The 13,241-nt window shown below is 67.7% G+C and carries 12 protein-coding genes; 6 read left to right on the top strand and 6 right to left on the bottom strand.

Annotated features, from left to right (window positions below; all coding sequences use genetic code 11):
• Position 1: 1 nt before the first annotated feature.
• The 3 genes from H4O10_RS03235 to H4O10_RS03225 form a co-directional block, all read right to left on the bottom strand.
• Entirely contained in the window at positions 2–1,675 is a 1,674-nt protein-coding gene (locus tag H4O10_RS03235) for an MFS transporter (protein WP_049452252.1), read from the bottom strand.
• Positions 1,675–2,241 (bottom strand): TetR/AcrR family transcriptional regulator, encoded by a 567-nt coding sequence (locus H4O10_RS03230; protein WP_049452251.1) that lies wholly within the window; start codon positions 2,239–2,241, stop codon positions 1,675–1,677. The genes H4O10_RS03235 and H4O10_RS03230 overlap by 1 nt, the downstream gene beginning before the upstream one ends.
• 200 nt (positions 2,242–2,441) lie before the next feature.
• Positions 2,442–4,649: a TonB-dependent receptor gene (locus H4O10_RS03225; RefSeq protein ID WP_180845667.1), complete on the bottom strand. Its 2,208-nt coding sequence runs from the start codon at positions 4,647–4,649 to the stop codon at positions 2,442–2,444.
• A 135-nt stretch (positions 4,650–4,784) separates the two neighbouring features.
• Between H4O10_RS03225 and H4O10_RS03220 the strand changes: the two genes are divergently transcribed.
• Positions 4,785–5,198, top strand: coding sequence for a MerC domain-containing protein (locus tag H4O10_RS03220; RefSeq protein ID WP_008264835.1), 414 nt, complete (start codon positions 4,785–4,787; stop codon positions 5,196–5,198).
• Between the two features lie 110 nt (positions 5,199–5,308).
• Positions 5,309–5,488, top strand: a complete 180-nt coding sequence (locus H4O10_RS03215) for a 30S ribosomal protein THX (RefSeq protein WP_004150462.1) — start codon at positions 5,309–5,311, stop codon at positions 5,486–5,488.
• Between the two features lie 100 nt (positions 5,489–5,588).
• On the opposite strand, the gene H4O10_RS03210 is transcribed toward H4O10_RS03215, so the two are convergent.
• The 3 genes from H4O10_RS03210 to H4O10_RS03200 form a co-directional block, all read right to left on the bottom strand.
• Positions 5,589–6,839, bottom strand: a complete 1,251-nt coding sequence (locus tag H4O10_RS03210; protein WP_012479582.1) for an ectonucleotide pyrophosphatase/phosphodiesterase — start codon at positions 6,837–6,839, stop codon at positions 5,589–5,591.
• A 421-nt stretch (positions 6,840–7,260) separates the two neighbouring features.
• Positions 7,261–7,752, bottom strand: a complete 492-nt coding sequence (locus H4O10_RS03205; RefSeq protein ID WP_005408696.1) for a methylated-DNA--[protein]-cysteine S-methyltransferase — start codon at positions 7,750–7,752, stop codon at positions 7,261–7,263.
• A complete protein-coding gene (locus H4O10_RS03200; RefSeq protein WP_033835539.1) occupies positions 7,749–9,227 on the bottom strand; it encodes a DNA-3-methyladenine glycosylase 2 in 1,479 nt (492 codons plus the stop codon). Before H4O10_RS03200 ends, H4O10_RS03205 begins: the two co-directional genes overlap by 4 nt.
• A gap of 583 nt (positions 9,228–9,810) precedes the next feature.
• On the opposite strand from H4O10_RS03200, the gene H4O10_RS03195 reads away from it, so the two are divergent.
• From H4O10_RS03195 to ubiM, 4 genes are all read left to right on the top strand, one after another.
• A complete protein-coding gene (locus H4O10_RS03195) occupies positions 9,811–10,974 on the top strand; it encodes a hypothetical protein (RefSeq protein ID WP_049454703.1) in 1,164 nt (387 codons plus the stop codon).
• A 58-nt stretch (positions 10,975–11,032) separates the two neighbouring features.
• Complete coding sequence (locus tag H4O10_RS03190) at positions 11,033–11,578, top strand: DUF4019 domain-containing protein (RefSeq protein WP_005408699.1); 546 nt, start codon at positions 11,033–11,035, stop codon at positions 11,576–11,578.
• A gap of 11 nt (positions 11,579–11,589) precedes the next feature.
• The gene (locus H4O10_RS03185) at positions 11,590–11,979 is read left to right on the top strand and encodes an MAPEG family protein (RefSeq protein ID WP_049402234.1); all 390 of its coding nucleotides are present in this window, start codon (positions 11,590–11,592) and stop codon (positions 11,977–11,979) included.
• A gap of 79 nt (positions 11,980–12,058) precedes the next feature.
• Entirely contained in the window at positions 12,059–13,237 is a 1,179-nt protein-coding gene (ubiM, locus tag H4O10_RS03180) for a 5-demethoxyubiquinol-8 5-hydroxylase UbiM (protein ID WP_049454701.1), read from the top strand.
• Positions 13,238–13,241 lie beyond the last annotated feature (4 nt).

The following is a 13,241-nucleotide window of genomic DNA, read 5'->3' as shown; positions in this document are numbered from 1 at the left end:
CTCAGCGGGGCGCGGCCGGCGTGGCCACAGCGGGGGAAGTGGGGTGGCGCTTGCGCCATTGCTTGTGCACGGCGGTGCGCAGCGACAGCAGCAGCAACCAGCACAGGAAGCCGATGGCCAACCAACCGCTCAGCGTGAACACATCATTGAAGCCGCGTACGTTGGCTTCGCGGCGCGTCGTCTGCGCCAACTGCGCGCTGCCCTGCGCGCTGCGCAGCACCGGATCGGTGATCTGGGCGACGTACAGCTGCTGTTGGATGCGCAGGCGCTGTGCCACCACCGGGTCGGCTGGGTCGAGCTGGCTGGTCAGCGCGCTGGAATACAGCTGCTCGCGATGCAGCTGGAAGGTCCCCAGCACCGCCGAGCCGGCCAGGCCGCCCAGCGTCTGCGTGATCGACAGCGTCACCAGGAAGGTGATCATGTGGTCCACGCCCTGTTTCAGCGCGGCGGAAATGCCGAGCATGATCAACGGGCCCATGAACATGCCGGCACCGACCGAGGCCAGGAACTGGCTGGCGTAGAAGTCGTGCGGCCGATCCATGCTGGTGCGGTGCTGGTCGAAGAACGCGGCGGCGCCCAGCAGCAGGATCGCCATCAGCAGCTGCGGGATCAGCCGTTTGGGCCCGAAAGTCAGTGCAGTGCCGGCGATACCGGTGATCACGCCGGCAAGAATCACCACGAACAGCGGCCGCAACTGATCAGGGCCCATGCCGAGCGTGCGCATCAGGTTGACCACGCCGTAGGACTGCTCGGTGGTCAGGAAGCGGATCAGGAAGGCGCCGACGATGAAATGCAGTACGGGCAGGCTGGCCAGCCAGCGTGTCTGCAGCAGCGGATTGCGCCGGTAGTGCTCGATGATGAAGGCGGTGGTGGACAGCACGATCGAGGCGACCAGGGCCCAGCCCAGCCACGGCGTGTTGAGCCACCAGCGGGTGTAGCCCTGCGCCAGCACGATCACCAGCAGCGCGACGGCCGGTGCGAGCAGGGCAAAGGTGAGGAAGTCCAGCGGTTCGAAGGCTTTCACCTGGATGCCGGGCGGCAGCTTCAGCACCACCACTGCCGCGAACGCGCACAGTGCCAGCCCGGCTTCGAATGAGTAGAGCTGATGCCATTGGCCGGTATCGACCAGGCCTGGTGAAACGATCCAGGCGATCGGCACCGCCAGCTGCGAAAGGCCGACGCCGACCACCAGCAGATTGCCGGTAAAGCGGCGCGGCAGCGCCTGCAGCATGTACAGCGTGCCCAGTGTCGAACAGGCCGCACCCGCGAAGCCGCTGGCGGCGCGGGTCAGCATCGTGGTCTCGAAGCTGCCGACGAACAGGTGCAGCACCGCCAGGGCCGCGTACAGGCCCAGCCCGATCTCGGCGAACAGGCGGATGCCGTACTGCTGGCGGAACTTGAAGGCCAACAGGTTGGCGGTGACATTCACCATGGCATAGGCCGCCACCAGCCAGCTGCCCTGGGTCGGGGTCAGTGCCAGCTGGCCCTGCAGGAACGGCAGGTTGGCGGTGACCAGCGCATTGCCGAGGCCGCCGGTGATCGCCACCAGCAGTGATACCAGCGCATAGGCCGCGCGCCGATACGGCGGGTGCCAGGGCATCGATGCCGAACCGGGCATGGTCGGCTTTTCGTGCTCCTCCCAATCCGGAACCGGCTTCAGATACGGCTGGACCATCAACGGGCCTCGCTGGCAGCTCCCTGGAGACCCCCACGCAGCAGCTGCAGGGCGCGCCCGGCCAACTGAGCGCGCTCGTCGCGGGTCTTGCCGCGCAGGGCCGCACCCAGCATGCCCGAGATCAGTGAAATATCCGTCTTTTCCAGGTCGGCACGGCACAGCCCGGCGGCCTTGGCGCGCGCGATCGGTTCCTCCAGCAGGTCGCGCACGGTCTCGCGCGCGGTGCGCATGGACGGCACGTCCGAATCGACCGCACGCCAGTAATCGGCCAATGCCGGCGAATCAATGATGCGCTGGGCCATGCCCTCGAACACCTCGAACAGGGCGTCGTCGCGGTCGCCGAGCTGCTCGACCTGGCGCCGGATGCGGTCGACCGTGCGCTGCAGCAGCGCCTGGATCAGCGCGGTGCGGTCCGGGAAGTTGCGGTACAGGGTGGCGCGGCCTACCTGGGCGCGTTCGACCACCAGGTCCAGCGGGGCGGTGACACCGTGTTGGCCGAACACATGATCGGCGGCGTCGAGGATGAGGGCACGGCGGGCGGCGGCATCGGCACGTTGGGCAGTCATGGAATCATTTTCGGACAAAAGTGTCCGGTTGGCGAGACATTGGGTGACGGGATTGTCCGCTTGTTGTGGTACGCACATCTTTGTGACGGATGTGTGATGGCGTGGGTCGAAATGAAAACGGGGGCCCGAAGGCCCCCGTGGAATGGCGTGGGGGTCAGAGCCCCTTCCTTCGAAAAGGGCTCTGACCCCGCCGTGCGCGATCAGAAGAACGCGCGGATGCCGAATGCGACACCACGGCCTGGCAGCGGCGAGTAGTCGCGCAGCAGCGAGGTATGCGGGCGCACTTCGCGGTCGGTCAGGTTGCTGCCATCCAGGAACACCTCGTAGCTGTTGGTGGCGTTGCGATCCCAGCGGTAGGCCAGGTGCGCGTCGACCAGGGTGTAGCCGTCGCTCGGGGCTTCGTTCTGGGCGACGTCCTTCTGGCGGCTGTAGCGCGCCGCACCGACCGAAGCGCGCCAGCCGTCCTTCGACCAGCGCAGGTCGGCGCCGACGCGGGCCGGTGCGATACGCGGCAGATAGCCAGTGTTGGCCAGTTCCACCGTGTAGTTGTGGTTGTGGTCGCCATGCGGCACGGCGATGTCCAGGTTGCGGCTGCCGCTGCCATCCAGCTTGGCCTTCACGTAGTCGCCGAACAGGCGCAGATCCCAGTCACCGGCGCCGCCCTCGAACAGGTGCACCAGCGCTTCGGCCTCGGCACCGCGGAACACCGCGTCCTGCTGCGTCCAGATGCGCACCGGCAGGCCCTCGGTGATGCCGGTGTCGGCCAGGTAGATGAAGTCCTTGAACCTGGTCTGGTAGACCGACGCGGAGAAGTCCAGGCGCTCGCTGTGGGTGTGGATACCCAGTTCCACGCGCTGGCCGCGCTCGGTCTTCAGGTTGGCGTCGCCGATTTCCAGCGAACGGGTGGCGATGTGCGCGCCGGCGGCATACAGCTCTTCGTTGGTCGGTGCTCGCTCGGAGCTGTCCACGCCGATGCGCAGGTCAACGGCATCGTTGAGCTTCCAGATGCCTGCGGCAGACAGGTTGGTGGCACCGAAGGTGCGGCGGCGGTAGTCACCGCTCGGGTCCAGCTTGACCTGATCGTGGCGGCCGCCCAGTTCCAGCTTGAACGGGCCGAACTGCTTTTCCTGCAGCACGAACAGGCCGATGTTCTTCGTGCCGGTATCCGGAACGAACGCCTCTTCGCCCTTGGCACCGAAATCACTGTTGCCGAACTGCAGGCCGAAGGCGCCGTCCCAGCCGCCGATCTGCTGCTGCACCGCTTCCAGGCGCGCTTCGATGCCGCGGTTGGTGAAGCGGGTCGACGGCGTACCGGCTTCCAGCTCCACGTGTTCGTAGTCGGTGTAGGCCACGCGTGCGTTGATGTTCTTCAGGAACGAGACCGGGTTGTAGATGCCGGCCTTGGTCTCGAAGCGGTTCTGCACCATGTCGATGCGCACGTCGTGCTCGTCGCCGCCTTCCTCTTCGTCGCCATGGTCGTGACCGTGGTCATGGCCATGATCGTCACCATCGGCGTGCACGTGCGCGCCATTGGGAATGCCATAGTTGGTGCGGTAGGTGCTGGCCGACACGCCGAAGTAGCCACCGTCGCCCAGCCACGTTGCGCCGACGCCACCTGCGCGTGTGCGGATCGAACTGTTGTCGAGGCGGCCGCGGCGCGGTTCTTCGCCTTCCTCGCCCGCGTGGTCATGGTCGTGGTCGTCGTGGTGGTCTTCAAGGCTGTCGATCACCGCGTAACCGGGAATGCGGTAGTCGTCGCCATTGCGCACCAGGCCATCCACATGGAGCACGACGTTTCCGCTGACGCCATCGAGGCGGAACATGCCGCTGCGCTCGTTGTTCACCGAATTGCCGCGCAGTTCGGCACGACCGCTGAGCGGCCGCTCAGGCAGCTCGCGCGCGATGCGCCCGTCGACCACATTGACCGCACCACCAATGGCGCCGCTACCGAACAGCAGCGTGGCCGGGCCCTTCAGTACTTCGATCTGGTCGGCCAGGAACGGTTCGATGCTGGTGGCGTGGTCGGCGCTGACCGTGGACGCATCCATGTTGCCCATGCCGTTGGACAGCACGGCCACGCGCGGGCCTTCCTGGCCACGGATGATCGGGCGGCCGACGCCGGGGCCGAAGAAGGTGCTCTGCACGCCGGGCAGCTTGGCCACGGTATCGCCGAGGGTGCCGGCCTTCTGCTCGTCCAGGCGTTCACCGGCCAGAACCTCCACCGGGCGTGCCAGGGATTCGGCGTCACCCTGCAGCGGCGACGCGGTGACCTGCACCGACGACAGCTCGGTCAGGTGGCGGTCACGATGGGCGGTGTCCTGGCCGGCTGCAAAGGCGACGGACGGCAGCAGGGCGGCGAGGGCCAGGGCCAGGGAATGCGGCTTGAGCCGTGGGGTATGGGCGGGCATGGACGGGTCCTTTGTTACAATGTATCAATCGCGGGGCGCACGAATCCCGTCGATGGGACAGGGGGAGGGAAACCGTGCGGGTCGGAGAGGGATGTTATATTATTCCATAACGATTCGCCGACCCTGCTGGAAGTCATGTCCCTGTCCTCACGCCTGCGCCACCTGCTCGACCGTTTCGGCGCCACTGGTTCGATGCTGTGCGCGGTGCACTGCGCGGTGATCCCGGTGCTGCTGGCCGCAGCGCCTTCATTGGGGCTGTCGTTCTGGCTGAGCGACGGCGTGGAACAGGCGCTGGTGGTGTTCGTGACCCTGCTGGGGTTGTTCAGCCTGGTCTGGGGCTACCGCCGGCACGGTGCGCTGCGTGCGCTGGGCTTCCTGATTCCCGGCCTGGTCGCATTGTGGGCCGGCGTGCTGTATGACCCGCTGCACCACAATGCGGTGCCGCACGCGGTGGTGATGACCATCGGTGGCCTGCTGGTGGGTGTGGCCCATCTGGTCAACCTGCGCCTCAACCACGGTCACGTGCACGACGCCAGCTGCGCGCACTAGGCGCTCCGTGATAGGATTTTCGATCGTGCGCGGGGGCGCCCAGCAAGGCGGCCCCGCCGAACCCGTGTCAGTACGGGGTAACCAGATTTCACATTTGAGGAGTTGAAGACATGGGTAAGGGTGACCGCAAGACCGCCAAGGGCAAGCGCTACAACGCCAGCTATGGCAACGCCCGTTCGCACACCGCCAGCAAGGTCGCCGTAGGCGCCGCCGCTCCGGTTGCCAAGAAGACCGTGGCCAAGGCTCCGGCGAAGAAGGCTGTGGCGAAGAAGGCCGTCGCCAAGGCCTGATCCGGTCGAGCGACCGGTTCAATGAAAAACGCGGCGCCTGGCGCCGCGTTTTTTTATGCCTGTCCGGTGAGCCGAGCGTGGGTTCGGCTCTACAACCGCATCAGCGCAGTGTCTTCTTCAGCGTTTCCGGATTGCCATCGTTCGGCGCGGCCGGTACCTGCAGCAGGTGGGCCAGCAGCGGATAGACATCGACGTTGTCGAAGCCATCGATCACCAGGCCCTGGCGGAACGACGGGCCGCCGGCCACGAACACTGCGCGCATGGAAGGCAGTGCGTTGTCGTAGCCATGCGAACCTCGATCCTGCTTCGCACGCTTGGCGATCTTCTCCTGGTGCAGGGCATCCCAGCCTTCATCCATGACACAGACGATGGCCGGAACCCGCGGATGCGTGCCGTAGTGCCAGCGTGCCGGCAGGTTCTCCTTCTTCCAGCATTCGTAGTGCGCGTGGCGTCCGAGCAGGGCGCGTTCGGCTTCCGCTTCGCGGCCGGCGACCGGCGCAAAGCCCACCGACTGGCCCTGGCTGATATTGCGTGCAATGGCCGGGTCGGCCATCGACTCGGTGGCGATCACGTTGCCGTCGGCGACGCTGGCCATGCCGTGGTCGGAGACGACGATCACGTTGGTGGTCTTGGCCAGATCGCGCTGCTGCAGCCCGTCGAGCACCTGGCCGACGATCTGGTCGGCGCGCACGATGGCGTCGGCGTACTGCTTCGACCCGGGGCCGTAGTTGTGCCCAGCCTTGTCCACGTGTTCCATGTACAGCGTGGTGAGGCGCGGTGCATCGGCATCGGTCTGCGCCAGCCAGTCGAGCACGATGCCGGCCCGCTGCTCCAGCGGTTCCTTGCCGTCGTACACGCGCCACTTGCTGGGGCGCACGCCGCGGATTTCAGACTCACTGCCCGGCCACGCCGTGGTGGCCGAACGTACGCCAGCGTTCTCGGCACTGACCCAGATCGGTTCGCCACCCCACCAACCGCTGGTGGTGACCGCGTCGCGGTTGCTCAGTTCGAAACGGCCCAGGGTTGCATCGTCCATGCTGTTGTTGACGATGCCGTGGTGGTCCGGACGCAGGCCGGTGACGATGGTGTAGTGGTTGGGGAAGGTCAGTGACGGATAGGACGGCGTCATCCAGCGTGCACGCACGCCGCCGTCGATCAGTCGCTGCAGGTTCGGAGTGAGCCCACGGTCCAGCGCATCGGCGCGCAGGCCGTCGATGGAGATCAGCAGCAGCTTCGGAGGCGAAGCCGCAGCGGCGGAACCGGGAACGGAGGCGGAAGGGGCGGGCGCGGTGGTGCAGGCGGCCAATGGCAGCAGCAGCGCCAGCGCGCAGGTCAGGCGTACGGAAGTCATCCACGCATGATAAGCCCGCGCAATGACGCGCCCAAGACACGGCGCGCTATCGCGCGCCGTGTCCGCGCATTTTTCCTTATCCCCGCGCCTGTCGGCGCGCCCCCTTCAACAGGAAGGGGGCTTTTCTCCAGACACAATTCCTGATGCTTCCATCCACGCATGGCGTGGATCTACCGTGTCGACCAAGGTCGACACCTACCAACAGTTGCGCAGAACGACGTTCGGACAGATCGCCGGAACCTGTCGAAGGCTGGGTGGGTCCGGTTGCAGGGGCGTGAGCGCCATGGATGGCGCGACCGAGCTTACAGGGACGTACTTGCAGCGTCCCCTGCAACTGGACCCACCCTGCCTCCTCGCAGGAAGCCCGCTGTTGCTGTTGCTCTAGCCTCTGCGGGTGCCGGGCGCAGCCCGGCCAGCCCTCTCAGGCGAACAGCGGGGCCTGGCGTTGTTCCAGCCGCAGCAGCGCGGCCTTGGTTTCCAGCCCGCCGCCGAAACCAGTCAATGCGCCGTTGCTGCCGATCACGCGATGGCAGGGCAGGATGATCGGCAGCGGATTGCGCCCGTTGGCCGCGCCGACCGCGCGGGTCGCACTGGGCTGGCCGAGGTGCTGCGCCAGCTGCAGGTAACTCCAGGTCTGGCCGAACGGAATCAGTGCCAGCGCCTGCCATACGCGCAGCTGGAACGGCGTGCCACGTGGCGCCAGCACAAGGTCGAAGCTGTTGCGCTCGCCGTGCAGGAACTGCAGCAGCTGTTCGCGTGCTTCCGGCAGGGCATCCGGTGCGTAGTGCCAGTCGTCGCGTCCGCGTGCCGGATGGCGGTTTTCCGGGAACAGCACATGTGAAAGGCCACGCTCATCACCGGCGATGGTCAGCACGCCGATGGGGCTGTCGAAGCGATCAAACAACAGGGTCATGTCGGTTCTCCAACGAACGTGCCGGACAGGTGCCACAGGTGCAGCACGGCGTAGGCGCGCCACGGGCGCCACGGTTGCGAGCGCGCTTCAGTTGCACGTTCGCTCAGGCGCTGGCCCTGTGCGTGGCCGAGCACCTGCTGCAGCACCAGGTCGCCGGCGGGGAAGGCATCGGGCTGGCCGAGCCCGCGCAGGGCGATGTACTGCGCGGTCCACGGGCCGATGCCGGGCAATGCCACGCAGCGCGCAACAAAGTCTTCCAGGGCCTGCCCGGGTCCGAAGTCGAGCTGGCCGCTGGCACATGCAGCGGCCAGCGCACGCACCGTGGCTGCGCGGCTGCGCGGCAGGCCGATCGATTCCAGCGGCGCCTCGGCCAGCACCTCGGGCGCTGGGAACTGGCGATCGAACTCGGACGGCATGCCCGGCAGATGCGCCCCATACGCATCCACCAGACGCCGCGCAAAGGTAGTGGCGGCGGCGACGCTGACCTGCTGGCCGAGCACGGCGCGTACGCCGACCTCGAAGCCATCCCAGCCGCCCGGAACGCGCAGCCCCGGACGTTCGGCGATGCCGCGTGCCAGCAGCGGTTCCTCGCCCAGGGCGGCATGGACCTGCTGCAGGTCGGCGTCCAGATCGAACACACGACGCACACGGCGCACGATGTCGGGGATCAGGCGCGGGTCGACCGCACCCAGCTGCAGACGCAGCTCCGGGCGCTTCGGGTCGGCGGTGACGCGCAGCAGGGTGGGGCGCTCGGGTGTGCCGAGCACGCGCTGGTAGCTGTCTTCGCCGATCAGTTCGATGCCAGGCAGGCTGCGCTTGCGCAGGAAGGCCAGCATGCGCGGGAAGTCCAACGGTGGGCGGTACACGAGCCGCAGTACCAGGCCGCCGCCATCGGCGGCCAGCGGCTGGTGCTGGCGACGCAGCGCCGTCGGTGCCATGCCGCAGCCCTGCAGGAAGGCGGTATTGAAGCGGCGCAGACTGTTGTAGCCGGCGGCCAGCGCAACATCGGTCACCGGCAGCGTGGTTTCGGTCAGCAGTTGCTTGGCCAGCAGCAGGCGGTGGGTGGCATGGATCTGCCCGGGTGTTGCGCCGAGATGTTCGACGAACAGGCGCTGCAGCTGGCGCGCGCTGAGGCCGATCTTCTGCGCGAGGTCTGCAACGCGCTGCTCCTGCAGGAAGCCGCCGTGGATGATGGCGAGGGCGCGCTGCACGGTTTGCCCGGCCAGTGCCTGCTGGGCCTGCGGTGCCAGTTCGGGGCGGCAGCGCAGGCACGGCCGGTAGCCGGCGGCGGCGGCTGCAGCGGCGGTCGGGTAGTAGGTGATGTTGCGTGGCTTCGGCGGCGGCGCCGGGCAGACGGGGCGGCAATAGATGCCTGTGCTGCGCACGGCGGTGAAGAAAACGCCGTCGAAGCGTGCGTCACGGGCCAGGCGGGCGCGGTCGCAGGCGGCGGTGTCGAGGGCGAGGGCGGTGTCCATGGCGCCAGTCTAGGCCTCTGGCGACGGCGATACTCGCCACATTCGGACATGGATGCTGAAGGGGGTTCTGGCAGGGCCGCGCCCTGCACCCGTGGTAGTGCCGGCCGCTGGCCGGCAACGGCAACAGCAGAAGCTGGTTTCCTGCAGCAGGGCGGGGTGGGTCCGGTTGCAGGGGACGCTGCAAGTACCCCTCCGGGGCCCGGCCCAGCCGCTGGCGGCTGTGCGTTCGGGCGCTTGCGAAGCAGTGCTTCGCAAGCAAAGCGCCCTCACCCATGTAAGCTCGATCGCCGCTTGCTCGTGTGCGCTGTCCTGCGCACACGGCAAGACCGGGGTTGGGCGTCCTGCCCAACCCGCCCGAGGCATGCCTCGGGCCCATGGCGCTCACGCCCCTGCAACCGGACCCACCCCGCCTTCGACAGGTTCCTGCGACCTGTCGGGACGGCGTTCTGCGCGGCTGTTGGTAGGTGTCGACCCTGGTCGACACGCTTTTCCCAAGGGTCAGAAGGGGTTCAGTGCCACGCGCTGAATGCGTGCCCCGGACGGGTAGACTGTGGCTCTTGCTCACGTGAAGACTGGTTGCCCGATGTCCGCCAAACTCCGCTGGTTGCCCCTGTTGTGCCTGGCCCTGGCGGGCTGCAGCCAGCTGGAGAATCCGGGCAATGTCACCGCCGCCGACAAGGCCGCGCGGGCGCCGGCCAGCGATGGTGAGAACATGGTGTCGATCAATGCCGCCGATGCACCGCCACCGCCGGCGCCGCCGCGCAGCCGGGCGGATCGGCCGTGGCCGCAGGCGCAGTTGGAGAATGGCCGCGCCTGGGTCAGCTGCAGTACCGAGTACGCCGGTGAGGCGGGCGATGGCGTCGAGCTGGAGGGCCTGCAGCGCGAGCAGATCACCCAGGCGCTGACGCCGTGCGCCGAACGTGGCCTGATGCGCGTGCGTTACGCCGGCAAGATCAATCCGGGCTTTGCCGAGATGATGTGGCGGTTGGCCGTGGTCGCTGACGAGCAGAAGATCCACAAGCGCATCCTCGACCTGGATTCCAGCGGCGGCCAGGTGGAATCGGCGATCGTCGCCGGCGACAGCATCGGTGAATCGGGCTGGACCATCTGGGTGCGCGAAGGCTCGATCTGCCACAGTGCCTGCGTGTTCGTGCTGGCTGCCGGTGACAACCGCCTGCTGTCGGGCAAGGTCGGCATCCACCGCATGATGCGGATCAGCTCCAAGGCCACCTCGCGCGCGGAACTCAACCGCGAGCTGCACGAGGTCTACGACAACGTGAAGGACTACCTGCAGCGCAACGGCGTGGCGGTGGGTGTGGCCGATCTGATGATGACCGTGCCCAACCGCAGCCTGCGCCTGCTGACGCAGGATGAGCTGCGCCAGTACGGCCTGGACGGCACCAACGCGGTGCAGGACGATCTGGAACGGATCAAGCAGATGCGGGCCTGTGGTGATGACTTCGTGCAACGCAAGGACGCGTTCCTGATTGCCTTCGACCAGCAGTGCAAGCGGGAAGGCGCTGACATGGAATCGATCAACAGCTGCGGCCAGGCGCTGAAGCAGCGCTTCGGTTTCCCGGACGCGGTGTGCCCGGAAGAAAGCCCACTGTCGGAGATCGACGTGGCAACGCTGCCACCGGCACCGTCGGAGCCGCCGCCGGTGGCCGAACAGGCGCCAGTGAACACCGCCGCGCCCGCCGCGCAGGCTGATGCGGCAGCGGTGGAGGGCAACGCCCCGGCACGCTGACGGCATAGTCACCGCGCTGGCGTAGACTGCGGTTCTCTCCAGAAAACCGGCGGTGTCCATGAAGCGCGTGCTCCTGCTGCTGTCCCTGCTGCCCCTGACCGCATTGGCGCAGGCACCTGCGCCGGCCACGCCGGCACCGGCTCCGGCACGCCCGGCCCCGGCCTCGCCAGCGGCTGCGAAGCCAGCCACCGCCGGCGCCCCGGCGTTGACCGCTGCACAGCAGGCCCAGGTGCAGAAACAGGATGCCGAGATGGGCGCTGCTGCATTGAAAGCCGCACAGCTGGTCGATGCCAACCGCGCCGGTGAACTGTGGGATGGCGCCTCCGCCGTCGCGCGTCGTGCGGTGCCGAAGGCCGCATTCGTCAGCCAGCTGACCACCGAGCGCACGCGCCTGGGTGCGCTGGCCGGGCGTGGCCAGCCCACCATCACCCGGGTCAAGTACAGCGCAGGTGCCGCGGTGCCGGAAGGGCTGTACATCAACGTCAGTTTCCCGACCCGTTTCGCCAACAGCGCGCAGCCGGTGCGCGAGCTGGTCTCGTTCCGTTTCGACGAGGACCAGGTGTGGCGTCTGGCCGGTTACAGCCTGCGTGCGTCGGCACCCTGAGGAGATGAATGATGGCAACTGAATTGACGATGCTGGCCTGGTCGGTCCTGCTCGGCTTCGTTTACATCTTCGCCACCTCCACCGTGGTCACCCGCGAGCGCGGGATGAAGTGGAATGCCTCGGCACGCGATGGCGACGCAAAGCCGGTCAGCCCTCTGGCCGGGCGCCTGCAGCGTGCGCAGGCCAATTTCCTGGAGACGTTCCCGTTCTTCGCCGCCGCCGCCATCGCGGTGGTCGTGGCCGGTCGCGGCAATGACACCACTGCACTGGCGGCGCAGGCCTACTTCTGGGCGCGTGTGGTCTATCTTCCCCTGTACGCCGCAGGCGTGCCCTACGTGCGCAGCCTGGTGTGGCTGGTGTCGCTGATGTCGATCCTGGCGCTGGTGTTCGCACTTCTGTAAGTCGGCCTGATCCAGATCAAGGCCGCTCAGGTGCGCGGCGCTATGCTGGCGCGGACTGAATCATCGGCAGGAGGCGCGCATGCGCAGGATGGACGTGGTGGTGGTTGGCGCCGGACCGGCAGGTCTGTGCTTCGCGCGCGCGCTGGCCGGCAGCGGGCTGCAGGTCGGGCTGGTCGAAGTGCAGCCGCGCCAGGCCCTGGCCGAGGCCGCCTTCGATGGCAGGGAGATCGCGTTGACCCATGCCTCGCGGCAGAGCATGGAGCAACTGGGTCTGTGGCAGCGCCTGCCGCAGGCCGAAGTCGCTGAGCTGCGCGACGCCAGGGTGATGAACGGCGGCTCGCCGTTCGCGCTGACCTTCGCCAGCAGCCAGGTCGACGGCCAGCCGCTGGGCTGGCTGGTACCCAACCATCTGATCCGCCGTGCCGCATGGGATGCGGTGCAGGGCCAGGACGGCGTGGAACTGTTCGACGGGCGCAAGGTGCAGGGCGTGCAAGCCGATGCACAGGGCCATGTGGTCAAACTCGATGACGGCAGCCAACTGCATGCGCGGCTGCTGGTGGCCGCTGACAGCCGCTTCTCCGCCACCCGCCGCATGCTCGGCATCGGTGCGCAGATGCGCGACTTCGGCAAGTCGATGCTGGTGTGCCGCATGCAGGTCGAGCGCGACCATCGCCACACTGCCTGGGAATGGTTCGGCTACGGCCGCACGATGGCGCTGCTGCCGCTCAACGAGGGCCAGGCCTCGGCGGTGATCACGCTGCCGCCGAGGCAGATCGAGGCGCTGCTGGCGATGGACGAGGTGGCCTTCGGCGAGGCCATCAGTGCTTGCTTCGAACATCGGCTGGGCCGGATGCAGCCGGTGGCCACGCCGCAGGCGTATCCGCTGGTAGGTGTGTACGCGCACCGTTTTGTTGGCGAGCGTTCGGCGCTGATCGGCGATGCCGCAGTCGGCATGCACCCGGTCACCGCGCATGGCTTCAACCTGGGCCTGGCCAGCGCACAGCGGCTGGCGCAGGGCATCGTCGCGCAGCAGCGTCGCGGTGCCGACATTGCCGCCGCCGGCATGCTGGCCAGCTACCAACGGGGTCACCGGCTGGCGTCGCGGCCGCTGTACGAGGCCACCAATGCGATCGCCAGCCTGTACACCGACGATCGCCGCCCGGCGCGGCTGCTGCGGGCGGCCGGCCTGCGCCTGGCGCAGGGCGTGGCACCGTTCAGGCAGCTGATTGCCTTGCACCTGACCCAGCGCGTAGCCTGAACAG

This window comes from Stenotrophomonas sp. I18B00994 (assembly GCF_014145825.1).
GTDB lineage: Bacteria > Pseudomonadota > Gammaproteobacteria > Xanthomonadales > Xanthomonadaceae > Stenotrophomonas > Stenotrophomonas maltophilia.
This window is presented reverse-complemented; position numbering and strand designations above follow the sequence as displayed.

What these genes read in the sequence shown, in the direction of transcription:
- H4O10_RS03195 (WP_049454703.1), top strand. Translation starts at nt 9,811, where the DNA reads ATGTCCGCCAAACTCCGCTGGTTGCCCCTGTTGTGCCTGGCCCTGGCG.
- H4O10_RS03220 (WP_008264835.1), top strand. Translation starts at nt 4,785, where the DNA reads ATGTCCCTGTCCTCACGCCTGCGCCACCTGCTCGACCGTTTCGGCGCC.
- H4O10_RS03235 (WP_049452252.1), bottom strand. Translation starts at nt 1,675, where the DNA reads ATGGTCCAGCCGTATCTGAAGCCGGTTCCGGATTGGGAGGAGCACGAA.
- H4O10_RS03185 (WP_049402234.1), top strand. Translation starts at nt 11,590, where the DNA reads ATGGCAACTGAATTGACGATGCTGGCCTGGTCGGTCCTGCTCGGCTTC.
- H4O10_RS03205 (WP_005408696.1), bottom strand. Translation starts at nt 7,752, where the DNA reads ATGACCCTGTTGTTTGATCGCTTCGACAGCCCCATCGGCGTGCTGACC.
- H4O10_RS03225 (WP_180845667.1), bottom strand. Translation starts at nt 4,649, where the DNA reads ATGCCCGCCCATACCCCACGGCTCAAGCCGCATTCCCTGGCCCTGGCC.
- H4O10_RS03200 (WP_033835539.1), bottom strand. Translation starts at nt 9,227, where the DNA reads ATGGACACCGCCCTCGCCCTCGACACCGCCGCCTGCGACCGCGCCCGC.
- H4O10_RS03215 (WP_004150462.1), top strand. Translation starts at nt 5,309, where the DNA reads ATGGGTAAGGGTGACCGCAAGACCGCCAAGGGCAAGCGCTACAACGCC.
- H4O10_RS03230 (WP_049452251.1), bottom strand. Translation starts at nt 2,241, where the DNA reads ATGACTGCCCAACGTGCCGATGCCGCCGCCCGCCGTGCCCTCATCCTC.
- H4O10_RS03190 (WP_005408699.1), top strand. Translation starts at nt 11,033, where the DNA reads ATGAAGCGCGTGCTCCTGCTGCTGTCCCTGCTGCCCCTGACCGCATTG.
- H4O10_RS03210 (WP_012479582.1), bottom strand. Translation starts at nt 6,839, where the DNA reads ATGACTTCCGTACGCCTGACCTGCGCGCTGGCGCTGCTGCTGCCATTG.
- ubiM (WP_049454701.1), top strand. Translation starts at nt 12,059, where the DNA reads ATGCGCAGGATGGACGTGGTGGTGGTTGGCGCCGGACCGGCAGGTCTG.